The organism is Stenotrophomonas sp. STEN083, from assembly GCF_056759195.1.
This window is the reverse complement of sequence record NZ_JBRRCU010000011.1, coordinates 39,765-62,178: the sequence shown is the minus strand read 5'-3', so window position 1 is coordinate 62,178 and position 22,414 is coordinate 39,765. Positions and strand designations below refer to the sequence as shown.

21 protein-coding genes are annotated in these 22,414 nt (G+C 62.1%); 15 read left to right on the top strand and 6 right to left on the bottom strand.

The annotated features are described in order from the left end of the window. The first annotated feature begins 310 nt into the window (after positions 1-310). The 10 genes from ACVOK8_RS05675 (at position 311) to ACVOK8_RS05630 (ending at position 11,410) form a co-directional block, all read left to right on the top strand. A complete protein-coding gene (locus ACVOK8_RS05675; RefSeq protein ID WP_481565979.1) occupies positions 311-2,428 on the top strand; it encodes a TonB-dependent receptor in 2,118 nt (705 codons plus the stop codon). A 283-nt stretch (positions 2,429-2,711) separates the two neighbouring features. Then, positions 2,712-3,512 (top strand): GntR family transcriptional regulator, encoded by an 801-nt coding sequence (locus ACVOK8_RS05670; RefSeq protein ID WP_481565978.1) that lies wholly within the window; start codon positions 2,712-2,714, stop codon positions 3,510-3,512. Beyond that, complete coding sequence (locus tag ACVOK8_RS05665) at positions 3,509-4,780, top strand: 3-isopropylmalate dehydratase large subunit (RefSeq protein ID WP_481565977.1); 1,272 nt, start codon at positions 3,509-3,511, stop codon at positions 4,778-4,780. Before ACVOK8_RS05670 ends, ACVOK8_RS05665 begins: the two co-directional genes overlap by 4 nt. After that, positions 4,777-5,274: a LeuD/DmdB family oxidoreductase small subunit gene (locus tag ACVOK8_RS05660; RefSeq protein WP_481534653.1), complete on the top strand. Its 498-nt coding sequence runs from the start codon at positions 4,777-4,779 to the stop codon at positions 5,272-5,274. The genes ACVOK8_RS05665 and ACVOK8_RS05660 overlap by 4 nt, the downstream gene beginning before the upstream one ends. Further along, positions 5,271-6,128, top strand: a complete 858-nt coding sequence (locus ACVOK8_RS05655; protein ID WP_481565976.1) for a hypothetical protein — start codon at positions 5,271-5,273, stop codon at positions 6,126-6,128. The genes ACVOK8_RS05660 and ACVOK8_RS05655 overlap by 4 nt, the downstream gene beginning before the upstream one ends. Before the next feature lie 55 nt (positions 6,129-6,183). Beyond that, positions 6,184-7,083, top strand: a complete 900-nt coding sequence (locus ACVOK8_RS05650) for a hypothetical protein (protein ID WP_481565975.1) — start codon at positions 6,184-6,186, stop codon at positions 7,081-7,083. Between the two features lie 131 nt (positions 7,084-7,214). Then, positions 7,215-8,030: a hypothetical protein gene (locus ACVOK8_RS05645; RefSeq protein WP_481565974.1), complete on the top strand. Its 816-nt coding sequence runs from the start codon at positions 7,215-7,217 to the stop codon at positions 8,028-8,030. Positions 8,031-8,258: 228 nt separating this feature from the next. Then, positions 8,259-10,184, top strand: coding sequence for a CocE/NonD family hydrolase (locus ACVOK8_RS05640; protein WP_481565973.1), 1,926 nt, complete (start codon positions 8,259-8,261; stop codon positions 10,182-10,184). Positions 10,185-10,673: 489 nt separating this feature from the next. Further along, positions 10,674-10,925 (top strand): hypothetical protein, encoded by a 252-nt coding sequence (locus ACVOK8_RS05635; protein WP_481534656.1) that lies wholly within the window; start codon positions 10,674-10,676, stop codon positions 10,923-10,925. 179 nt (positions 10,926-11,104) lie between these two features. Then, the gene (locus tag ACVOK8_RS05630; protein WP_481566000.1) at positions 11,105-11,410 is read left to right on the top strand and encodes a BON domain-containing protein; all 306 of its coding nucleotides are present in this window, start codon (positions 11,105-11,107) and stop codon (positions 11,408-11,410) included. Positions 11,411-11,535: 125 nt separating this feature from the next. Here ACVOK8_RS05630 and ACVOK8_RS05625 read toward each other — a convergent pair whose 3' ends face one another. Further along, entirely contained in the window at positions 11,536-13,806 is a 2,271-nt protein-coding gene (locus ACVOK8_RS05625) for an Ig-like domain-containing protein (RefSeq protein ID WP_481565972.1), read from the bottom strand. A 1,017-nt stretch (positions 13,807-14,823) separates the two neighbouring features. Between ACVOK8_RS05625 and ACVOK8_RS05620 the strand changes: the two genes are divergently transcribed. Then, complete coding sequence (locus ACVOK8_RS05620) at positions 14,824-15,396, top strand: OmpO family porin (protein WP_481534658.1); 573 nt, start codon at positions 14,824-14,826, stop codon at positions 15,394-15,396. Between the two features lie 262 nt (positions 15,397-15,658). Here ACVOK8_RS05620 and ACVOK8_RS05615 read toward each other — a convergent pair whose 3' ends face one another. The 5 genes from ACVOK8_RS05615 to ACVOK8_RS05595 all read right to left on the bottom strand — a co-directional run bounded on the left by ACVOK8_RS05615 (position 15,659) and on the right by ACVOK8_RS05595 (position 18,742). After that, positions 15,659-16,687 (bottom strand): NAD(P)H-dependent glycerol-3-phosphate dehydrogenase, encoded by a 1,029-nt coding sequence (locus ACVOK8_RS05615; RefSeq protein WP_481565971.1) that lies wholly within the window; start codon positions 16,685-16,687, stop codon positions 15,659-15,661. Between the two features lie 19 nt (positions 16,688-16,706). After that, positions 16,707-17,222, bottom strand: a complete 516-nt coding sequence (secB, locus tag ACVOK8_RS05610) for a protein-export chaperone SecB (RefSeq protein ID WP_481565970.1) — start codon at positions 17,220-17,222, stop codon at positions 16,707-16,709. A 104-nt stretch (positions 17,223-17,326) separates the two neighbouring features. Continuing rightward, positions 17,327-17,764: a rhodanese-like domain-containing protein gene (locus ACVOK8_RS05605; RefSeq protein ID WP_481534660.1), complete on the bottom strand. Its 438-nt coding sequence runs from the start codon at positions 17,762-17,764 to the stop codon at positions 17,327-17,329. A gap of 64 nt (positions 17,765-17,828) precedes the next feature. Then, complete coding sequence (locus ACVOK8_RS05600) at positions 17,829-18,257, bottom strand: hypothetical protein (protein WP_481565969.1); 429 nt, start codon at positions 18,255-18,257, stop codon at positions 17,829-17,831. A gap of 26 nt (positions 18,258-18,283) precedes the next feature. Further along, positions 18,284-18,742: a YiiD C-terminal domain-containing protein gene (locus ACVOK8_RS05595; protein ID WP_481565968.1), complete on the bottom strand. Its 459-nt coding sequence runs from the start codon at positions 18,740-18,742 to the stop codon at positions 18,284-18,286. A 42-nt stretch (positions 18,743-18,784) separates the two neighbouring features. Between ACVOK8_RS05595 and ACVOK8_RS05590 the strand changes: the two genes are divergently transcribed. The 4 genes from ACVOK8_RS05590 (at position 18,785) to ACVOK8_RS05575 (ending at position 22,402) form a co-directional block, all read left to right on the top strand. Continuing rightward, positions 18,785-19,567 (top strand): uroporphyrinogen-III synthase, encoded by a 783-nt coding sequence (locus ACVOK8_RS05590; RefSeq protein ID WP_481565967.1) that lies wholly within the window; start codon positions 18,785-18,787, stop codon positions 19,565-19,567. Positions 19,568-19,681: 114 nt separating this feature from the next. Then, a complete protein-coding gene (locus ACVOK8_RS05585) occupies positions 19,682-20,662 on the top strand; it encodes a uroporphyrinogen-III C-methyltransferase (RefSeq protein WP_481565966.1) in 981 nt (326 codons plus the stop codon). Next, complete coding sequence (locus ACVOK8_RS05580; protein ID WP_481565965.1) at positions 20,659-21,921, top strand: heme biosynthesis HemY N-terminal domain-containing protein; 1,263 nt, start codon at positions 20,659-20,661, stop codon at positions 21,919-21,921. The genes ACVOK8_RS05585 and ACVOK8_RS05580 overlap by 4 nt, the downstream gene beginning before the upstream one ends. A gap of 43 nt (positions 21,922-21,964) precedes the next feature. Further along, positions 21,965-22,402, top strand: coding sequence for a hypothetical protein (locus ACVOK8_RS05575; protein WP_481565964.1), 438 nt, complete (start codon positions 21,965-21,967; stop codon positions 22,400-22,402). Positions 22,403-22,414: the final 12 nt, after the last annotated feature.

The following is a 22,414-nucleotide window of genomic DNA, read 5'->3' as shown; positions in this document are numbered from 1 at the left end:
GCGAAAAACGCCGCCCCAACCGGGCGGCGTTTTGCGTTTTGCAGGCTGCGCCGCCTGCCCGGAAAGATATAAGGCTAAGACCTATATGCCTTTGCAGTGCAACACGGGAGGGCGGAAATTTCTGCCACTTTCCAATCTCGATCAATTGCTTATGCGCTTGCTGCAGCGCACGACGAAGCTGTGAAGGCTCCGCTCTTGCCACATTGATTGTCCGGACAAATAGCGAAAGACTGGAAAGCAGACGCACCGGCACACCACTGACCGCTGTGCGCCTGCGCCACCTATCCCCGTTCACGCTATGAGGCAGTCAATGAAGGAAGTTCTGTACCGCAGTGCGCTGGCAGTCGCGATCGTGACCGCCCTTGGCAGCAACCCCGCGCTGGCGCAGCAGGCCAGCAGTGACGATCAGGCGGTGCAGCTGGATCAGGTCAGCGTCACCGCGCAACGCCGAGAAGCGCAGATGCAGAAGACGCCACTGAGCATGAGCGTGATCAGCGGGCCGGAGCTTGACCGCATGCAGGTCAAGCGCGTGGATGACATCAAGTTCGCCGCACCCAACATCATCATCGAGCAGAACACCGGCACCAGTTCCGGCGCCAAGATCTTCATGCGCGGCGTGGGTGCCGATGAGTCGATGTTTACCAACGACCCGGCGGTCGCTCTATACATCGACGACGTCTACATCCCGCGCCAGAACGGGGCGATGTTCGACCTGTACGACGTCGAGCGCATCGAAGTGCTGCGCGGCCCGCAGGGCACGCTGTACGGCCGCAATGCCACAGGCGGCGCGATCCGCTACATCTCGCGCAAGCCCACCGGCGAAAGCAAGCTGGCGCTGGATGGCAGCATCGGCAACCTCGGCCGCCGCGACGCACGCGTGAGTTTTGCCACCCGCATCGGCGAGACGCTGGACATCTCCGCCGCCGCGCTCAGCCGCCAGCGCGATGGCATCCTCAAGGACATCACCCACAACCGCATGGTCAACGACCAGGATGTGTTGGCCGGGCGTTTGTCGATGGCCTCGACCTGGGGCGAAGCCTCCTATGCAACGCTGAGCATCGACCGCCTGCGCGAACGCTCCACCCCAGCCTGGGGCACACCGGTGGCGCTGGATGCCAATGGCAACCAGGTGCCGCGCCTGGGCAGCTTCTACAAGACCGAAACCGACACGCTGGGCTTGAACGACATCGACCAGTTCGGCGTGGCACTGACCAACGAAACCGACTTCGGTGCGTTCTCCTGGCGCAGCATCGCGCACTACCGCACGCTGGATCATCACTTCTACATGGATGTGGATGGCACCGCGCAGACCCGTTATCACCTTGAACAGGACCAGCGCCAGAACCAGAAGGGTTACGAGGCGCAATTCACCTCGCAGCTGGACGGCCCTTTCAGCTGGGTAGCCGGCGTGTTCGCGTTCAAGGAACACAACGACCAGCCAACGCGCAGCGACATCTTCGTACGCGGCGGCACCAACTACATCGCCCAGGACACCTCGGCGTATGCGATCTACGCACAGGGCGACTACAAGTTCACCGACAAGCTGACCCTCACCCTGGGCGGCCGCTACAGCTACGAGAGCAAGGATTTCTCGGTGCGCGCGGTCAAGGCCAATGGCGACCCCAATTTCAGCAAGAACATGAGCAACAGCTGGAACCGCCCGGACTGGAAGGCGCTGCTGTCCTACAACTTCAATGACAATGTGATGGGCTACGCCAGCGTCACCACCGGCTTCAAGAGTGGCGGCTTCAATGGCCGCGGCAGCACCCCGGCAACCCTGGTGCAGGTGGATGCCGAAACCCTGCGCGCATATGAAATAGGTATCAAGTCGACGCTGTTGGACAACCGCCTGCGCTTGAACGGTAACTACTACCGGCTGGATTACGACGGCATCCAATTGGCCGCAGTGAACCCGGAAGGCATCTTCGTGGTCACCAACGCCACCGGCGCCCTGATCCAGGGCATCGAGCTGGAAGCCGAGGCGCAGCTGACGCGCGGGCTGAAGCTCAACGCCACGCTCGGCACCATCGATTCGGAATACCAGAAGTACAAGGCCATCAACGCCGCCTACTTCCGCGGCCACCCGATGAAGAACGCACCGAAGCTGCAATGGACCTTCGGCAGCAGCTACGTGCAGCCACTTGGCAATGCCGACCTGGTGTTCAGTGCACAGGCGCGCTTCACCGACGACTACTTCCAGAACCAGGATGCTTCGCGCCTGATCATGCGCAAGGCCGGGCATGAGTACAACGCGCGCATTGCCTACGAACCGCGCGATGCGGAATGGTCGGTGGCGCTGTGGGGCAAGAACCTGAGCAATGAATTCGCCTCCACCGGCGGCTTTGATATCGCCGGCCTGGGTGTGGGCGTGATCTACCCGAACGTGCCGCGCACCTACGGCGTGGAGTTCAGCTACCGGTTCTGGTGAGGGCTGATAGCGACAGGTAGTGCCGAGCCATGCTCGGCAGAGGCTTCAGCCGCCAAGGCCAGAGCCGCCCTCACCCCAACCCCTCTCCCGCACGCGGGAGAGGGGCTAAAGCGGTAGTGCCGAGCCATGCTCGGCAGGGGCCTTCCCGGCGGCGCATCAGCCAGCGAGAGCCCCTCCCAACCCAACCGATTACCGCCCGAAACACAACAAGGTCTATACCTGCAACCCTTTTAGCTATATAGATATATCATTAAGATTATTTCGGACCTGCCGGCAAACCACCGTGGACCCGTTCACCACCCAATCCCTGGAGGGCATCCTCCGCCGTGACCTGCACGCGCCGCTTTACCACCAGCTGCAGGGCTTCCTGCGTGGGCTGATCGAACGCGGCGAGATCGGTGACGGCGAGCAGTTGCCGCGCGAGGAAGAACTGGCCCGACGCCTGCGCATCTCGCGGGTCACCGTGCGCCAGGCGCTGCAGCTGCTGGCCAACGACGGCCTGCTGGTACGCCAGCGCGGCCGCGGCACCCGTGTGGTCGGTGGCAGTACCAGCCGCAGCTCCAGCATCCCGATGCCGTTGAAGACACCACTGGGCGAGCTGATCCACAGCCTCGACACCCTGGCCAGCAACACCCAGGTTCGCCTGCTGGGTTGGGAACGCGTGGTCCCGCCCGAGCCGATCCGCGAGCAGTTCGGCAGCGGCCCGCAGGAAACCCTGGTGCATTGCGTGCGGGTGCGCTCGCGGCACGGCCAGGCCTTCGGCTACTACGCCAGCTGGACCCGCACCGCACATCTGGAATTCAACGCCGAACAACTGGCCTATGGCTCGCGCATCGCTTTGTTCCGCCGCTGTGGCATCCGCTTCGTGCAAGTCCAGCAGACCGTCAGCGCGCTGCGTGCCGGCGCGATGACCGCCATGCACCTGCAGATGTCGCCCGGCCAGGCGGTGATGAACCTGACCCGCCGTTCCTACGGCCCCGACCAGCAGTTGCTGGATCTGCTCGACATCCAATATCGCCCCGACCAGCTGCGCTACCAGATGCGCCTGGACTACGAAGCCAACAAACCGGAGACATTTGTTTGAGTGCAACGCTTGCCGAAAAAATCCTCGCCCGTGCCTGTGGGCGTGAGGCAGTCCAGGCAGGTGAAATCCTCACCGCCAGGCTCGACCTGCTGATGATGCATGACTCCGGCGGCCCGCGCCGGGTCGCCTCACGGCTGGAAAAGCTCGGTGCCAAGGTGTGGGACCCGAACAAAGTGGTGGTGGTCTCCGACCATTTCGTACCGGCGGTGGACATGGAAAGCGCCGACATCCTCGCCCTCACCCGCAAGTGGGCGCAGGCGCAGGGCGTCACCCATTACGACATGCTCGGCATCTGCCATGTGGTGCTGCAGGAACACGGCCACGTGCAGCCGGGCATGTTCTGCGTTGGCGGTGATTCGCACTCGCCCAGCGGTGGCGCCTTTGGTGCCTTCATGGTCGGCATGGGCGCCACCGACATCACCGGCGCACTGGTCACCGGTGAGGTGTGGCTGCGTGTGCCGCAGACCACCCGCGTGCAACTCGATGGCGTGCTCGGTGCCGGCGTCAGTGCCAAGGACGTGATGCTGATGCTGTGCGGCCAGTACGGCATGGGCAACGAAGGTCAGGTGTTCGAATACGGTGGCAGCGCGGTACAGGCGATGCCGATGCATGAGCGCCTGACCCTGTGCAACATGGCCGCCGAGCTCGGCGCTGAGACTGGCATCGTCGAACCCGACGCGATAACCCTCGCCGCGCTGGAACAGGCCGGCAAACCTTTCAACGGTGATCTTGCGCAATGGCGCAGCGATGCCGATTGCAACTACCTCCACCACTACCGCTATGACGCAGCGCAGATCGCGCCGCATGTGGCAGCACCGCACAGCCCGGCAAACAGCCGCCCGGTTGCCGAGCATGGCAAGGTGCACGTCGATCAGGCATACATCGGTGCCTGCACCGGCGCCAAGCTCACCGATCTGCGCATGGCAGCCGAAGTATTGAAGGGCCGCACGATCGCCAAAGGCACGCGCTTGCTCATCGCCCCGGCCTCGGTGGCGATGACGGCACAGGCAGCAGCCGAAGGCACGCTGGCGACGCTGACTGAAGCCGGCGCCATCCTGCTGCCGTCCGGCTGCGGCGCCTGTGCCGGCATGGGCGCGGGCATGCTCAGCAGCGGCGAAGTCTGCATGTCCACCACCGCGCGCAACTTCAAGGGCCGCATGGGCTCGGCCGAGGCACAGGTCTATCTTGGCTCGCCGTACAGCGTTGCCGCCGCCGCAGTGAAGGGCGAAATCTGCGATCCACGCGAGTTGTTGGGAGAGAACGTTTGAACGTCCGTGGCAAGGCTTTCGTGTTCGGCGACCGCATCGATACCGATGTGCTGGCGCCAGGTCCGTACATGCGCGAACCAATGAGCGTTCTCGCCAGCCACTGCCTGGAAGCGGTGGACCCGGACTTCGCCAGCGAAGTTCGCCGCGGCGACATCGTGGTCGGCGGTGAATCCTTCGGTATTGGTTCCTCGCGCGAACAGGCGGTGCAGGCACTGGCTGAACTCGGCGTAGGCGCGATCATCGCCAAGTCATTCGCGCGCATCTTCTATCGCAACGCACTCAATCTCGGCGTGCCCGCGCTGGTTTGTGCGACGCTTGAAGCATCGCGCGGCGATGAACTGGAAGTACGACCGGTGGAGGGACGCATCATCAATCACAGCACAGGTCGCGAATTCGATTGCGAGAAGATTCCCACCGAGTTGATGGCGATCGTTGCTGGCGGCGGGCTGATGCCGTGGCTGGAGCGCAAGCTGGCCACGGAGCGGCGCACATGAACGCGCCGCATCTAAAACAGGGCATCATCCATGCGACCTTGATTGCGCCGGACCTGCAGCAGGTCTGCGACGCCTATGCCACGCAGTTGGCGTTGCAAGTGCAGAAACGCGACACGCTTGGTGCTGAGGATGCTGCCGCACTCGACCTGCCGGATCTGATCGGCACGCCATTGGCATGGCTGGCCAACAGCGCTGGCGAGCCGGTGCTGAGGGTGATTGAAGACCCGCATGCAGTCATTGCCGAACCCATGTTCCGCCACGGCTGGTTGTCGCTGGAGGTGCTGGTGGGCGATATCGACAGCTTGGCTGCCGGCCTGCGGGCTCCCTTCAAAGTACTGGGACCGGCTGCGAATCTGGAACTGAGCGCTGCCATCCGCGCAGCGCAAGTGCTTGGACCGTGTGGCGAACTGCTCTACCTCACCCAGATCAAGGCAGCAGTGCCACCCTTTGATCTGCCGATGACCGACGCGACGGTTGCGAACACCTTCATCGGGGTGATGACCACGCCGGATCGCGATGCCTCGCAACGCGCCTGGTCTGCATTGTTGGGCAGCAAGGGCTGGGCCTTCGATACCAAGATCACCGTGCTGAATCGTGCCTATGGCAAGGCCGTGGACGGACGCTACCCGGTAGCCGTGGTGCCGATGCCCGGGCAGTGCATGGTGGAGATTGACCAGGTGGCGTTGCCTGTTGCCTCCAACACGCGATATGCAGGGCAATACAGTTTGGCGCTACGTCTTCCGGCAACGAACGACGACATGCTGCTCGCTGTTGGATGGCAGCTGTCGGTTGTCGGTGAACAGCGTAGCCTGCGCGGGCCCGCCGGGGAGCACGTGCAACTGTTTGCGGGGTAGTCGCCAATACGACCTTTGAACGAGATCGCTTCGCTGCACTGCTGCGGGCTGAGCGATGTCATGGCTGCGGGATGCCAAGAATGGCGACTCTCCGCAGTTGACGAAATTCCCCTACCGTTTAGCCACGTACAAGCTGCCATCGCTTTGGCTTTTTCCTGAATCCAAAAAAGTTTCTGAAGTCATAGATTCCTTTCACCCCTACTCGTGGGTGCGAAAAGGATCTGTCATGTGCTTATGGATCAGAGCAAGCGCTTTTTTACTGGTTCTCATACCAGCAATCGCATCTGCCAGATGCCCAACCGTGCGCCCGGTATCCGCATCGGTTCCCAACACCCCTTTGTTCCTCGCACCCGCAGCGGGCGCCTTCCATGGTGGTGACGTTCCCGAAAACTTCGGCGTCTACGACTGGAGTGAAGCGGCGGACGCCTGGGTCCTTTCGGAGGCAGCCTATCTACCAAGTGCGGAGGGCGAGCAGGTCTCGCAGTCCGACGAGGTGATTTCACTTGAGACCCCAACAGGAGGAGGAGGAGGAGGAGGAGGAGGTGGTGGTGGTGGTGGCGGAGGCGGTGGCGGTGGCGGTGGGTCGACTCGCCCACAAGCCAATTGCAACACAACCGACCTGCCATCAATCACTGTGCGTGCTTCGCGCCCTTCGTTCAGCGGCGCCGCCACACTTCTCATATTCCGCAGCTCAGCGCTGCGTTCACAAGGCAAGGCGATAGCGCGGAAGCGTCGAGGGGGAACGGTACAGGGCGACAAGAACATCACCTGCGCCAACTCTGATGATATGACGCGAAAGCTTGCTGCTCTCGATAAGCTCAACGGCATCAGGCCAAAGGGTTCACTCTGGCTGGTCCGTTACGGTCACGGAAACTGGCAGTTGTGGCAAGTGACCAATCCCCTTTTTTCGGACAAAGGACTGATGCCTGCGAGCCCATGCATGAGCGCAAGCTGATTCATTGATGTGTCCTCCTGATGGCCTGCAGAAGATTGCTTATGCGAGCGCGCCCTTTCTCCATATTCCTTACCTTCGTACTTGCCTGCCTGGCAATCTTGCTCGGCTTCCATCGCCAACGTTTTGGGGACATGCAGACCGCTGCCACAGCAGAGGTAGCGGCATCGGAAAGATTGAACGCCGTACCCAACTCCCGCACCGTGGACGGGACTGTGCAGCAAGCGCAATCAAGCACAGAATCGGCAGCCAATTCAGCTTCGCAAGCATCAATTACCAACATCGACAGAGCGATGGAAATGGAGAATCTGGCTGATATATGCGGCTACACCCAGCAACACCGCAGCACGTCCTTTGAAGAAATCGCCAAGCGCAGCCGGTCACCGGAGAGGCGGACATTGGAATCTGCCTACATACTTGACGCCTATGTTTCTTCGCACTGCTCCAGGTCGCGCGCGCAACCGATGAGGAATTCGCCTCCTTTCGATGACACCTTAAGGACATTGGCCGACAACGGCGATCCGGAAGCCCGTCGCATGCTCTTTGCAAGCGACGTGCTTGGCGATGAGCAAGCCCCCCACCAAGCTCAGGAGCACGCCCTCATGATCTTGGATGAACTGATGGCAACCACAGCGCACGCTTCGATGTTCGAGCACGCAGGGGTATTGCTGGCATCTCACGCGGCAACCGAACCCCTGTTGGCCGCTGACGGATCCGCAATGGAGCCCGAGCAGCGCCTTGCTGCAGGAGCCGTTGGCACCCTCATCGCCCGCTGCCGGATCTTCGGCGGCTGCGCTCCAAACAGCGTTCTCACACTGCGTGCCTGCATGCCAGACATGTGCACGGCGAAGGGCATGGATGGGTATCTACAGCAGATTCTCAGCGCCAACGAGATGGAGAACAGTCATCACCATGCTGATGATCTGGTGGCCAGGCGCCAGACGCGCTGATGCAGTTCACTACCTCGCCGCTCGATCTGCAACCTTCAAAGGATCGACGACGAACCTGCCTGCGACGCCTCACCGTTGGCGCTGAGGCCTGTTGACCCGTGAGGATGCGGGCAGTTGAGGATCCAGTGCATGATTGTCTCTGTTGGGCAGCCCATGACCTTTGCCATGTGTGACCAGCACTACACAGGCATAGCGTCAGCGTTTACCCAAGGACTTGAGGTAGGCGCAATGCGGACCCTGACGCTGGCTGCAGCCATCGCCACAATCACCTGCCTGGCCATGGCAACGCCAGCCACCGCGCAGGTCTCGCCGATGACACCGGACATCACCGGCAAGAAATTCGTCGCCCCGCAGCCCGCCCGCGATTTCGAGAAGCGCGAGGTGATGATCCCAATGCGCGATGGAGTCAAGCTGTATACGGTGATCATGATCCCCAAGGGCTCGCACAACGCACCTATCCTGTTCACCCGCACGCCGTACAACGCCGCCGGCCGCGTCGACCGCACGCCGGGCGCGACGCGGCTGGTCGATGCGCTCGCGCAGGGCGACACCGTGTTCGCCGAGGACGGCTATATCCGCGTGTTCCAGGATGTGCGCGGCAAGTACGGCTCGGAAGGCGACTACGTGATGACGCGGCCGCCACGCGGTCCACTCAACCCAAGCAAGATCGACCACAGCACCGATGCCTGGGACAGCATCGACTGGTTGGTGAAGCATCTGCCCGAGTCCAACGGCAAGGTCGGCATGCTCGGCTCCTCCTACGAAGGCTTCACCGTGGTGATGGCGCTGCTTGATCCGCACCCCGCGCTGAAAGTGGCCGCGCCGGAAAGCCCGATGATCGACGGCTGGATGGGCGATGACTGGTTCCAGCATGGCGCCTATCGGCAGGTGAATCTTGGCTACTTCAGCGGGCAGATGACTGCACGCGGTGCCGGCACAAAAATCGCCATGCCGACCGGCGATGACTACAGCAGTTTCCTGCAGGCGGGTTCGGTCGGTTCCTTCGCCAAAACACTGGGGTTGGAGCAGATACCGGCCTGGCACAAGGTAAGCGAGCACCCGGCCTACGACGCGTTCTGGCAACAGCAGGCGCTGGACAAACTATTGGCCAAGCTGCCCGAGATCACCGTTCCCACCATGTGGGAGCAAGGGCTCTGGGATCAGGAAGACATCTACGGCGCACATACCGCCTGGGCTGCACTGGAACCCAAGGACCACGACAACACCCGCAACTTCCTGGTGATTGGTCCGTGGCGGCACAGTGGCGCCAATTACAACGGCAGCTCGCTGGGTGCGCTGGATTTCAACGGCGACACCGCCCTGCAGTGGCGGCGTGATGTGCTCAAGCCGTTCTTCGACCAATACCTCAAGGACGGCGCGCCGATCGCCAACACGCCGCCGGTGTGGGTCTACAACGCCGGCAGCAATCGCTGGGACAGCTACAGCAACTGGCCGCAGAGCTGCACGCAAGGCTGCGCCGCCAACGCACGCAGGCTCTATCTCAATGCTGATGCCCAGCTCGGCTTCAACAGCGCCACCAGCGGTGCGCAGTACGCCGAATACATCTCCGATCCCGCCAAGCCGGTGCCCTTCGTGCCACGCCCGGTCAACATGGGTGATCGAGATGTCTGGACCACATGGCTGGTGCGCGACCAGCGCTTCGTCGACGGCCGCACCGATGTGCTGACCTATACCGGTCCCGTACTGGACAAGCCGATGAAACTGGCTGGCATTCCGCAGGTGCAGCTCAGCGCATCCACTTCGGGCAGCGACAGCGACTGGGTGGTCAAACTGATCGATGTCTATCCCGATCAGTATCCCGACAATCCGAAGATGGCCGGTTACCAGCTGCCATTGGCGATCAGCATCTTCCGTGGCCGCTACCGCGAAAGTTTCAGCCAGCCGAAAGCGACTACGTCGGATGCACCGCAGACCTACAGCTTCGATCTTCCCAACGTGAACCACACTCTGCAACCCGGTCACCATTTGATGGTGCAGGTGCAGTCCAGCCTTTTCCCGCTCTACGACCGCAATCCACAGAAGTACGTGGACAACATCTTCTTCGCCCAACCCGGGGACTACCACAAGGCCACGCAGCGTATCTGGAACAGCAGTGAGCATCCCAGTTTCATCACGCTTCCGGTTGTTGAGTGATGGTGTTCTGGTAGCTGCAGTGGCGGCGGCGATCACCTTGCAAAGCCTGCACGATGATCGCGGATATGAATCTGCTGATGACCGATTCGGCTGCAACGGAAGCGGCGTAAGCTTCGCGGCCTACGCCGCTCCTGGCAACAGGCGATAGACCTTGTTTCTCTGCCGTTGCAAGTGCGTCTGTTACAGCTGTAGATAGCAATACCGCCTGCAACACAACGGAGCATGTATGAAGCGCAGAAGACTGAACCAGCGCAGCATCATCCTGATCGGCATCGCCGTCATCGGCTTGGTCATCGCCGTGTCGGTTGCGCCTTGGTGATTGTTAACGCTGCGTGGCAGACCGCTACGCAGCGCACATCAATGCTGTGATTCGGCTGTGCAGATGCGCAGCAATGCCGGGAATGGGAACTCTGTCATTGCCGCACGTTCATGCTACAGGCTATAGCTTGATAACGGGATTCGGGGGGATCGCATACCGGAGTAATGCCAATGGACAAGATTAAATTTTTCCTCGAAGGGCCTGGCCGTCAGCTTCGACTGGTCACCCTGCTGGCAACCGAGTCCAAGAACATCGCCAAGGGCAGCAGTGATGGCCGCCGTGTCGCCACCATGGGTCTTAGCGATGTCTGTTTCCATACGATGGTCGACGAACAGGGCAACATCGCCAAGCAGGTCGATTTCGATGGCTACCGTTTCAAATTCCATGATTCCAATCTTCCCTGGGATCTGATGATCGCTTGAGCCGCGATGAACAGGGCAGCCCGTTCATTACGCGAAATTTGCGTTTCCTGCACCTGCTCATCACCGGATGCAGGCATCGGCTTAATCGCGCTGCGTGCACCCTGCAGTTGGAGCATCGTTGCTCTGATCGGAGACACGTCATGGATACCCGCAAGATGAAGCAACTGCTGTTCGCAGGCATGATCGCCATTGGCTGCGCAGGCACTGCCCTCACCGTGCAGGCCGCTGGTCAATCCACGCACGGTCATGAGTCCGAACAGCCCGGCACCGATACATGGATCACCACCAAGGTGAAAGCCGAGTTGCTGACCACCAAGGATGTGTCCGGCATGGAGATCAAGGTCGAGACCGTCAACGGTGTAGTGGCGCTGAGTGGCACTGTCGCCAGCAAGGTCGAAGCCGACCGGGCCATTGCCGCTGCCAAGGGCATCAAGGGTGTCAAAAGTGTGGACAGCTCGGCGCTGATGGTGGCTGCAGCGCACTGATGCGCTGATACCACCGCAAATCTGCGCTTGGAGGCAGACATGGAAAGCGGCACCATCCGGTGCCGCTTTCTGTTGCATCGACGCCTACCGGCCGCTTCTACTCGAGCGGCAACAGGCCGAACGCCTTAGATCAGGTCCACCCGTACCGCATCCTGCACCAGCAACTCGGCATCCAGACCAGAGTGCTGATAGACAACATACGAGATGCCGCCGATGGAGTGTTTGCCCATTGCTGCCCAGTCGCCCAGATCCGGGCCGCCAACACCGAGCAGATCATCCAGCTTGACCACGTCGCCAGCATTGCCCTTCACCATCATCTGCACGGTCTGCTTTGCGCCTTGATGGAACAGGTCAAGTTGGCCATTGGCCAAAACGTCCTGCAGTGACAGGCTCAAACTGTTGCTGCCGGTACCGGTGATATCAAAAATTTCGATGGAATCGATCCTGTCTTTCAACATCGCCAGATCCAACTTCTGATTGGCACCAGTGAGCTTGAGCGTGTCCACACCAGCACCACCGGAAACGCCGCCGCTGCTGGCAACCATCAGGTTGGCGACATTGGCCAGCGAGAACACGTTGTCCTCGTCACCGCCATGGTAAGTGCCAGTCTGGCCATCGATGCTCTGGTTGGTGAGCACATTGAGCTCACTTGCACCGCTGCGTATCTGGAAGTCATCCAAACCAATCCAGTCCCATGAACCAATACCGGTGAAGCCCGGCACCTTGTAGCCGGTGCTCACCACCATGTACGAGAAGTCCTGTCCGGCCGGCGCCTTGAACGAAGCATTCAAGGAGTTCGGCCAATACGCAGACAGCGACAGCTGCCCGACCAACGCACCACTGGCCGTGTAGAACTTGACCACGGAGGGATCGAACTGACCTGCCTGCAGATTGGTCACCAGGAACTTGAGCTCGGAAACCGGGCCTTCGGTGAAGTCGATGCGGGTACGCCCGGTGACGCCGATCTTCATGCCGGTATAGACCGCGGGGTCGTAGCTGGTCAGTCCGGTGATCGCGTCAGGTAGCTGCCAGACATCATGATCGACCTCGGAGGTGATACGCAGCCCGTTGTAGGTCGTGCTTTTCCCGCTACTGAGATTTACGTAGCCGGCGTTGTTGAAATCGATGAGCTTGTTGTCGCCCATGTCGCGGTACTTCGAACTGTTGCCAGCCTTGTCGATGATCGCGGCCATGACGTCGCCGCTGGCGACAGCGAATCCCGGGTACACCCGCACGCTTCCCGCCGCCACATCCTGGGCGGTCAGTGCCTGGTCAAAGCGCTGTCCATTCAACACAACGCTGACGACGTCGCCAGCGGACACGGCCGCTGTTTTGAATGCCACCGTCAGGTAGGAGCTGTTGACGCTGAGTCTGGTTGGCGCATCCGGCGCCAGGGTATCGAGGAATACAGCACGCGATTCCACTTCGCCGCTGCGTCCGGCGTCATTCACCACCATGGTCTGGATCGACCAGTTGCCGCTGTGGCTGTTGTTGTCCTGCGCGGCCCAGCTGAGACCATCCACCGACGCCACGCTCCAGCTCAGGCCACCGTCGGTAGACACAAGCAGGCGTTCATCTGCAGCCAATTGCGCGCTCAGCGAACCCTGCATCAGGCGCCCGGCGCCGCCATCATTGGTGAGCCAATCGCTGCTGCTCACGCCCCAGTCCTTGCCCATCGCAGTGACAGTTGCAATCTGTGTGGGCACCGCTGCCTTGACCACGATGATGTGCTTTTCCGAATGGTCTGAGGCATTGCCGGCCTGGTCGGTCATCACCACTTCAAATTCATGCTGACCATCAGCAAGCTCGGCATCCGGAGTAAACACCCAGCTGCCGTCGTCGGCGACCAGCGTCTCACCAATCACTTGACCATTGTCGATGATGGTGACGGTAACGCCCGCCTCGCCCTTGCCCGACAGCGTGGGGGTGTTGTCATCCGTGCCGCCGCCATTGCTGATCGCACCAGTTTGCGGCCCAACATCATCCAGCACCTCGCTTATTGACGGTGCCTCGGGAGCCACCTTGTCAACGAAGATCACATACGGTTCGGACAGATCGCTGACATCGCCGTCGTCGGATTCATGCAGGATGCTGATGCTGTGCCTGCCATCAGACAGCGGAAAAGCTGGCGTGAAAGTCCACGCGCCATTTGCTGCTACCCGAACCCGCCCGAGCAGTTCAGAACCATCATAGATATGGATGAGATCACCGGGATTGCCTTTGCCGGTGATCTCCGGGCGGCCATCATCGGTATAGCCACCGTTGCCGATATCACCCGTCCTGCTGCCCTGATCGTCGATGATCGCGTCGATCACAGGGGCGCTGCCTCCGGCATACACATCGAGATGGTTGAACTTCGCCGTCTGCGGGATCTGGCCGTAACTCACTGCGTTCACTTGTTGTCTCCATTGACTTGAATAGGCCGTGCAACTGCGTTGCAACGGCTGTGTGCCTGACGTCAGAACTGAGCCTGTGGTCATGGCGCTATCTGCACGCGCACGACGGCGCGGCCTCCGGCGCCATTGCTTGGGGGTCGTTGCCGACAAATGCGTGTCTCGTCGCGAGTAGCTGGGCAAGGCAGCATCAAGACGCCTCCCCAAACGGCTCGCTGTAGCGTTCCAATCAGTCGATTGGGGGTGCTTTACCTTGGCGCATTGAATTCCGCTCTTGATGCAGTCTGCTGCTTAGCCACCAGGTAGCCGTACAGCGGGTGACGGCTCTCAAGTTCCAAATCAAGGACCTCGTTCCTGCTGCATGAATCCAAACCAGCGCCGCCACAAAGCGAAATTCCTTTCATGTGTTCACGCGCGGCAACAAGTCTCCCTGCTGGCTTGGAGCGTATGGGCGTTACAAGCAGCCAATGCAACGCCGTCGGCACGATTATCGACAGCTACCCTGAAGAGAAACATGGGAATCAACTTGAATTCCTCGCCATGCCAGGGACTTGAAACACGCAGATTCATCTGTGAAACGAAATGCCGCTGGACGCTGGAATTTCGCCCGAACTAGCTTCACATCGGAAACCTCACCAACTGCAGCACGGGGAACTGCAGACGCGCGTCTTGCTGGATCCCATTTATCGCCCTTTCCGAAAACCAACACGGGCAACCCGATAGTCCTGCTACTCATCCACCCCCACTCGACACTTCGCTGCGAGCACATCGAAGGCGAGGCCGCGTTTGTCAGGATCGATCAGCCAACCTGCCGCACGGCTTTCGCCTCATGCAGCAGAAGTCTGTAGCGCGTTGCACATCGATCACCGCAAGCAAAGTTCCCCAAAAGCCCAGCTAATTTATGTACTGGTCAGTTTGGTATTCAGGGTGGATTCCGTCGGCTAACGGATAATTCACAACTATCGAACGGCCACAGATTCAGGCCGTAACGATCAAGACCAATAACGAGGTAATGCCGAAATGAAGACTTCTTTGATCGCTTTGGGCCTGCTGGCCGCCCTGCCGTTCGCCGCTTCGGCTGCCGATGGCCTGTCCTACAACTATGTGGAAGGCGGCTATGTGAACACCGATACCAAGGGCGGCGACGCCGATGGTTTTGCGGTGAAGGGCTCGGTCGCGGTACATCCGAACTTCCATGTGTTCGGTGAGTACAACGCGCAGGAAACCGACAAGAGCAAGGTTGACGTGGACCAGTGGCGCCTGGGTGTTGGCTACAACTACACCGTGGCCCCGAACACCGACCTGCTGGCACGTGCGGCCTACCAGAAGCTGGATCTCGAGTACGGCCCGAAGTTCAGCGGCTACAGCGCTGAAGTCGGCGTGCGCACTGCCTTCACCCAGAACATCGAGGGCTACGCCCTGGCCGGTTACGAGGACTTCAGCAAGAAGCGTGGTTACGATCCGGACGGCGAGTTCTACGGCCGCGTTGGCGCCACCGCCAAGTTCAACCCGAACTGGGGCCTGACCGGCGAAGTGAAGCTGGCCAAGGCTGGCGACAAGGAATGGTTCGTCGGCCCGCGCTTCACCTGGTAAGCGACAAAGCTGCAAGCAACAAATAGTGGTGTTGTATGGCGCGTGACCTCTCTCCCACGCGCCGCTGGAAGCCCGGTCCTCCCCCGACCGGGCTTCTTTTTGGGCGGCGTCCGGGTTTTTGTAGTTCCGAGCCATGCTCGGCAAGGGCCTTACCAGCACGGCCAAAGCTACCCCTCCCCAACCCTCCCCTTGGCTGCGCCAAAGGGAGGGGGCAAAAAAAAGCCCGGCATTGCCGGGCTTCTTCGTCAAACTTCGCTCATTCTTACTTGAAAAGCGTATCCGGGTATTCCGGCTTCTGCTCACGGGCCAGCAGTTGCTGCAGGCCTTCGGACGGGCTCAGTTCGCCATGCAATACCGACTGCACTGCCTTGGAGATCGGCAGATCAATGCCGTGACGGTCAGCCTGGCGCATGACTTCATCGGCGGTCTGTACCGATTCCACCACCTGGCCGATTTCCTTCACTGCATCGGGCAGGCTTTGGCCACGTCCGAGCGCCAGACCCAGGCGGCGGTTGCGCGACAGGTCGCCGGTGCTGGTCAGCACCAGATCGCCGAGGCCGGCCAGACCCATCAGAGTTTCCGGCTTGCCGCCGATGGCAGCCGCCAGCCGCAGCATTTCATTGAGCCCGCGGGTGATCAGGCCGGCACGGGCGTTCAAGCCCAGCTGCATGCCATCGGCCACGCCGGTTGCCACTGCCAGCACGTTCTTCATCGCCCCGCCCAGCTCGGCGCCGACCATGTCGTCACCGGTATAGGCGCGGAACGCCGGGCCGTGCATGGCGTCAGCTACCTGCTGGGCGAACGCCTCCTCATCACCGTGAACGGTAATGGCGGTGGGCAGGCCCAAGGTGACTTCCTTGGCGAAGGACGGGCCGGTAACGACAGCCAACGGCACGTCCGGGCCCAGCACTTCACGCGCTACTTCATGCAGGAAACGGCCTGAGCCGGGCTCGAAGCCCTTGGTTGCCCAAGCCACGCCTGCCCCAGCCGGCCGCAGCGGCGCCAGCGCGCGCACGGTCTCGGCAAAGGCATGCGAAGGCACCACCACCAGGATCCAGTCTGCCCCGGCAACGGTGGCAGCCAGGTCGGTGCTGGCGCGCAAAGATTCTGGCAAGGGAATCCCCGGCAGATACCGGGGATTCTCATGACGCTGATCAATCGCCTCGATTACCGCTGCATCACGTCCCCACAGCACGGTCGTATGACCGTGCCGGGCCAACAGTGTGGCCAGCGCGGTGCCCCAGGAGCCCGCGCCAACAACGGCGATCTTTTCTGCGTCGTTCGTACTCATACAGAAGCGCAGGCGCCGATCAGGCGTTGCCAGCCGGCTCAGAGTCGGCCAGCGACGGCTCGCCCTGCTGCTGACGCTGACGCAGGGTTTCGGCGTACAGGCCTTCAAAGTTGATCGGCTGCAGGTAGAACGGCGGGAAGCCGCCAGCCTGGATCAGGTCCGACACCATCGAACGCACGTACGGGAACAGGATGTTCGGGCACTGGGTGCCGAGCAGCACGTCGATTGCCTGCGGCTCCAGACCGATCAGGCCGAACACGCCAGCCTGCTCGACTTCGGCCACATAGGCGGTCTTGTCGCCGGCCTTGCAGGTCAGGGTCACGCCCAGCACCACTTCGAAAGCGGTGTCGGACAGGCGCTGCACCTTCTGGTTCAGGTTCAGCTGCAGGTCCGGCTGCACGTTCTCGTTGAAGATGACCGGGGAGTTCGGCGACTCGAACGAAACGTCCTTGACGTAGATCTTCTCGATGGTGAAAGCCGGGCCGGTGGCGGATTCGTCGGCCGGGACTACGCCGTTGGTGTTCTCTTCGGACATTGCTCAAGACTCCAGAACAGATTGTTCATTGAATGGGATTAGTACAAGACCAGCGATGGGGGCGGTTGCCCACCTACACAAGCCCTGACTGAAAATTTGCTGACTCAGTTGCGGCCTTTGACCAGCAGCAGATCTGCTGCCTGCCATGCCGGCAAACCGCCGTCGAGCACATAAACCTGCTCGTAACCGGCTTTTTTCAGTGCTTTGGCTGCTGTTGCCGAGGCATTGCCGGTACGGCACAGCAGTACCACCGGGCTCTGCTTGGCGTTGGCCAGCAGCTTGTGCGCGGGGGTCAACTGGGCCGGCTGCACATTGCGGCTACCGGCAATATGGCCCTTCTCGAAGTCGGCGGCAGCCGACAGATCGATCACGGTCGCACCGCCGGCATTGATCATATGGGTCAATTCGGACGGCTTGAGCGACTTGTAGCCGCGGAACAGGCGTGCGACCTCGGTGGCAATGATGGCCACCGTCAGGCCGACCAGGGCCAGCGACAGCATCGGATTTCGGCCGGCGAAGGCCAGCAACTCTTCGTAATTCACTCAGGTCACGGGTCGATAAGCGGGCAGGGATTGTCGCACAGCCGGTGAAAATGCAGCCAATGCCTCATTGGCCCTGCCAAAGATCGGGTAAACCGGCCGCCTGCCACCAGCGCTTGGCCTCCGGATCCCAGCGCCAGCGCTCATTCACCATTACCAGCCGTTCGGCCTGGGTATTGCGGTTGATCACGCCCATTTCCACCCGCCGCTCGATGCTGCCATCGGCGCCGGTAGCTACCGAACGCTCGCGGTAGCTGGACACCTGGATCTGCCGGTAGCGCTCACGCTGCAGGTCGGTGATCGGGCGCTGCAGCAGGTACTGCGGGTCGATAAAGCCTTCCGCCTTGTCGAAATCGCCCCAGCGCACGGCCGCGACATAGGCATCCTGAGTCGGCAACAACTTGCTGCGTTGGGACCGGCTCGGCCCTTCGGCCTGGGCTGCACCGGCCACCAGCAACAGGGCGATGACGGCGGACTTGAACAGGTTTCGGTACATGCAGGCCCCCTGAGTGATGACCGATCTTAGCCTTTGCCGAGGGCAACGAAGCGCCCTTCGAATTCGGCCGCGCCACCTTCGATCGCCGAGCGTACCGTCACCCGCGCACGGCCGCGCTTGATGAACGTGGTCAGGAAGTCATCCCAGTCCTGGTCCGGTGCCAGCCGTGCGGTCGCCAGCAAGTCGCCATAGACAGGCGCGCGGTAGCGGATGTTGCTGTCGGCCACGTACACCTCGGCCTGCTTGCCGGCCAAGCCCAGGCGCATGCTGACCAGCGCCCAGCCCGATAGCGTCATTACCGAAGCCAGACTGCCACCGAAGGCATTGCCCTTGTCGTTGATGTTGACGTCCAGTGGCGCCTGCATGCGCAGCACGCCATTGTCGTAGCCGGCAATGTGGATGCCCATCGCCGCAACCGGCGGCATTGCGGTGAGAGTGCGCTGAAGGTTTTCCAGCAACACGGGGTCATCAAAATGTTTGGACATGGACGCGCACGCAAAACGGAAAGCGCCCGCATAATGCATGGAATGAACCGCCCCGCCTATGTGTCAGCCGACACGGTCTGGCATCTCATCTCGATGCGTCCGCAAGGGCAGCACGACACCTTGCGCAGCGCAGCTGCGCGTTTGGGTGCACGTACGCTGGCGTTGTCGCCTTGGCGGCTGCAGATGCGTACCGATGAGGCCACCCGCCAGCAGCTGAACGCCGCCCGCGAATACGATCGACTGGTGTTCACCAGCCCTGCCGCCGCCGAAGCCGCTGCGCGCTTGCTGCCGTTGGCCGAGCTTCGGGCAGGCAGCCTGATAGCGGTTGGTGAAGGCACCGCGCGCGCCTTGCGCCGCCGTGGCGCAACCAGCGTGCAGGCGCCGACCCGGATGGACAGCGAAGGCCTGCTGGCCTTGCCCGCCATGCAACACCTGCACGGCCTGCGTGTGGCCTTGGTCACCGCGCCCGGTGGCCGCGGTGTGATTGCCGCGCAAGTGCGCGAGCGCGGCGCCAACCTGCACCGTATCGACGTCTACGAACGCGTACCGTTGCCGGTCAGCAAGACCACTATTGCCCGTTTGCAGGCGCTGCCGAGCCCGTACGCCATAGCGATCAGTAGCGGCGAAGCGTTGCAGACGGTGCTGCCGTATCTGCCGCCAGACCTGCTGGAACAGTGGCAGCAGGCCGCTGCAGTCGCCGCCAGCGCACGGCTGGCGGAACTTGCCAGCGAACATGGTTTCCGCAGTGTCAGCGTGGCCGCCGGGCCCCTGCCTGCACAACTGGCCAGCGCCGCCCACGCCGCACTCTTCCCGGCCGCAGGCTGAGCACGCAACCAAAGGCGACTTGCAGGCATGCTGCGCGCGGGCGATGCTTTGCCTGCACCAAATACGTGGTCACCCTTGTGTCGTGGCCATGCCCGCCAAGGATGTTGCCCCCCGATGAATGAAGATGTCGCACCCGTTCAACCGCGCCGCCCGCTGCGCTGGCTCCTGCCACTGATCGCCATCGCCGCGCTGGGCGCTGCCGGCTGGTTTGGCTGGCACAGCTGGCAGAGCCGCCAGCAGCAGGCCGAGCTGGCCCGCGACAGTGCCAGCCAGCAACTGACCGCCTTGCAGCAAGGCTTGGAAGCGCTGCGCCGCGACCAACGCGCCAATGCCCGCAGCATCCAGGACGCCGCCGCCACCAACCGCGTGCTGCGCGATGAAGTGCTGGGGCTGAGCCAGCGCAACGCACTGCTGGAAGAAAACCTCGCCCAATTGGCCGACAGCTCGCGCCAGGGCGCGCAGGCCGTACGCCGCGAGGAGGCTGAACTTCTGCTCAATCAAGCCCAGCAGCGGCTGACCTTTGCCGGCGATCTGGACGGTGCGCGTCGCCTGTATGCATTGGCCGCCAGCGCACTGGAAGGCATCGACAGCCCCGACTACCTCAACCTGCGCCAGGCGCTGATCCAGGAACGCAATGCACTGGACGCATTGGGCCCAGGCGTGCGCGTCCGCACCGCTGCCCAGCTTGAACAATGGTCCGCTGAACTGGAACGCCTGCCCGAACACCTGCAGCTGCCCGCCGACAGCCAGCAACCATGGTGGCAGCAGATGCTGTCGCCGCTGGTGCAGATTCGCCCGGCCGACGGCAAGGTACTGGTTGCCCGCTCCGAACGCATCGCCGCCAATGACTCGCTGCAGATCGAGCTGAGCCTGGCCCGCGCCGCCCTCGAACGTGGCGATGACAAGGCCTGGCAGCAGGCACTGGACCGCGCTGATGGCTGGCTGCAGCGGCTATGGCCGGACTCGCCGCAGCGTCAACAGCGTCGCCATGAACTGCGCGAGATGCGCGGCGTGGAACTGCGCCCCAACCTGCCCGAGCTCGGCAGCACCCTGCAGCAACTGCGCAGCACGCGCGCCGCCAAGGACGCACCATGAAGGCATTCCGCTCCCTGTTGCTGGTATTGGTGGTGGCCGCTCTCGGCATCTTTGGCGCGCAATGGCTGGGCCAGGACTCGGTGCGCGCCCTGGGCGAAGTGATTGTCCGTGCCGGCGACCACGACTACATCGCCACCTTGCCGCAGGCCGCATTGGCGGTGCTGATCGTCACCTTGCTGCTGTGGCTGCTGTGGTCGCTGATCAGCACCCCGTTCCGCGCCTGGGCACGGCATCGCCGCAAGCAGGGCCGTGCACGCTTGATCGATGGCCTGCAGGCATTGGACAACGGCCAATGGCAGCGCGCCGAAAAACTGCTGCAAAGCGCCGCAACGGAGAAAGCCGTACGCCCGATCGCACTGGTTGCCGCCATGCGTGCGGCTGAAGCACGCGAGGACAACAGCAGCGCCGGTCAACACCTGCAGCAACTGGCGGAAGCCGACCCACACCTGCACGCCCTGCACAGCGCCGAGCGCTGGCTGCAGCTGGACAAGCCGCTGGAGGCGATCAACGCGCTGGACCTGCCGGCCCTGCAACCCTTGCCGCCACGCGGCCTGTGGCTGCGCACCGAGGCATTGCAGCGCGCCGGTCGCGCCGAGGAGGCGTACGGCCAATTGGGCGCATTACGCCAGCAACAAGTGCTGCCACCTAGCGCCGTTGCCGGACTGGAAACCACGCTCGCCCTGCAGATGCTCGACGAGGCCAGCGACGTCAATACGCTGGCTGCACGCTGGGAAGTGCTGCCCAAGTCGCTCCGCGTCAGCCCACAGGCGGTGGCGCGCTACGCACAGCGCGCGGTTGCATTGAACTGGACCGATGTCGCCCTGCGCAGCATCGAGCAGACCCTGGACAGCCACTGGGACGAGGCGCTGGTCAGCCTGTACACGCAGCTGCCGGTGGAGAAATTCGATTCGCGCCGGGCAAGCGCACAACGCTGGCTGCAGTCGCATCCCAACAGCCCTGCCCTGCTGTTGGGCTTGGCGCGCCTGGCCGCCGGTCAAGGCCAATGGGCGCAAGCCGAGGAGTTCCTGCACCGCGCCATCGCCCAGGATGCCGGTGCGGACGCCTGGGAAGCCTTGGGCGAGGTGTTTGCCGCACAGGATGAGCAAGCACTGGCAAACCAATGCCTGCTCAATGCGGTGCGTCAGCGCCGCGGCGAAACGCCGCAACCGATCCAACGCCGCAACCTGCACCAGCAGATCCAGGACCAGGCCGTGGCCGAAGAGCGCGATGCGCATGGCTTCCCGCGTTTGCCGGGCTGAGCACCTGCAGGCGCACCCTCAACGCTTTCCGTAACGAGCCGTAATGAACATACCTCCGGATATCCATGCGCGCGTGGTCGAGCTGACCGATGCCATCCTCAATGCCAGCGAGGATGGCGAGGAAAACATCAGTGCTTCGCTGTATACGCAGCTGCACGCCTACTGCGATTCAATCGCCGCTGCCGGCCGCGATCATCCGTTCCTGTGGGAAACGCTGGCCGACTTCACCGGCGATGACCATGTCGCCATTGAGCACTACAACCACGCCTTGATGCTTGCCAACGCAGCGCAGGCGATCAGCTACGAAGCCTCGATTCATCTGGCGCTGGCCGAACGTCATTCCAACCTGGGCGATGTTGCCGCCGCCCAGGATCATGCGCTGCGCGCAGATGCATTGGCGCAGCGTACCGATGACCTGCCGCTGCGCCAGGCCATCAGCCAGTTCCTGCTGGATCTCGCGCAAGCGAGCGACGCGGACTGAGCCGGCGCTGCA

Bases quoted from the DNA above. Each gene is read 5' to 3' on its own strand.
- ACVOK8_RS05675 (WP_481565979.1), top strand. From the start codon at position 311: ATGAAGGAAGTTCTGTACCGCAGTGCGCTGGCAGTCGCGATCGTGACC.
- ACVOK8_RS05655 (WP_481565976.1), top strand. From the start codon at position 5,271: ATGAACGCGCCGCATCTAAAACAGGGCATCATCCATGCGACCTTGATT.
- ACVOK8_RS05650 (WP_481565975.1), top strand. From the start codon at position 6,184: ATGTCATGGCTGCGGGATGCCAAGAATGGCGACTCTCCGCAGTTGACG.
- ACVOK8_RS05645 (WP_481565974.1), top strand. From the start codon at position 7,215: ATGCAGACCGCTGCCACAGCAGAGGTAGCGGCATCGGAAAGATTGAAC.
- ACVOK8_RS05640 (WP_481565973.1), top strand. From the start codon at position 8,259: ATGCGGACCCTGACGCTGGCTGCAGCCATCGCCACAATCACCTGCCTG.
- ACVOK8_RS05635 (WP_481534656.1), top strand. From the start codon at position 10,674: ATGGACAAGATTAAATTTTTCCTCGAAGGGCCTGGCCGTCAGCTTCGA.
- ACVOK8_RS05630 (WP_481566000.1), top strand. From the start codon at position 11,105: ATGATCGCCATTGGCTGCGCAGGCACTGCCCTCACCGTGCAGGCCGCT.
- ACVOK8_RS05620 (WP_481534658.1), top strand. From the start codon at position 14,824: ATGAAGACTTCTTTGATCGCTTTGGGCCTGCTGGCCGCCCTGCCGTTC.
- ACVOK8_RS05615 (WP_481565971.1), bottom strand. From the start codon at position 16,687: ATGAGTACGAACGACGCAGAAAAGATCGCCGTTGTTGGCGCGGGCTCC.
- secB (WP_481565970.1), bottom strand. From the start codon at position 17,222: ATGTCCGAAGAGAACACCAACGGCGTAGTCCCGGCCGACGAATCCGCC.
- ACVOK8_RS05600 (WP_481565969.1), bottom strand. From the start codon at position 18,257: ATGTACCGAAACCTGTTCAAGTCCGCCGTCATCGCCCTGTTGCTGGTG.
- ACVOK8_RS05595 (WP_481565968.1), bottom strand. From the start codon at position 18,742: ATGTCCAAACATTTTGATGACCCCGTGTTGCTGGAAAACCTTCAGCGC.
- ACVOK8_RS05590 (WP_481565967.1), top strand. From the start codon at position 18,785: ATGAACCGCCCCGCCTATGTGTCAGCCGACACGGTCTGGCATCTCATC.
- ACVOK8_RS05585 (WP_481565966.1), top strand. From the start codon at position 19,682: ATGAATGAAGATGTCGCACCCGTTCAACCGCGCCGCCCGCTGCGCTGG.
- ACVOK8_RS05580 (WP_481565965.1), top strand. From the start codon at position 20,659: ATGAAGGCATTCCGCTCCCTGTTGCTGGTATTGGTGGTGGCCGCTCTC.
- ACVOK8_RS05575 (WP_481565964.1), top strand. From the start codon at position 21,965: ATGAACATACCTCCGGATATCCATGCGCGCGTGGTCGAGCTGACCGAT.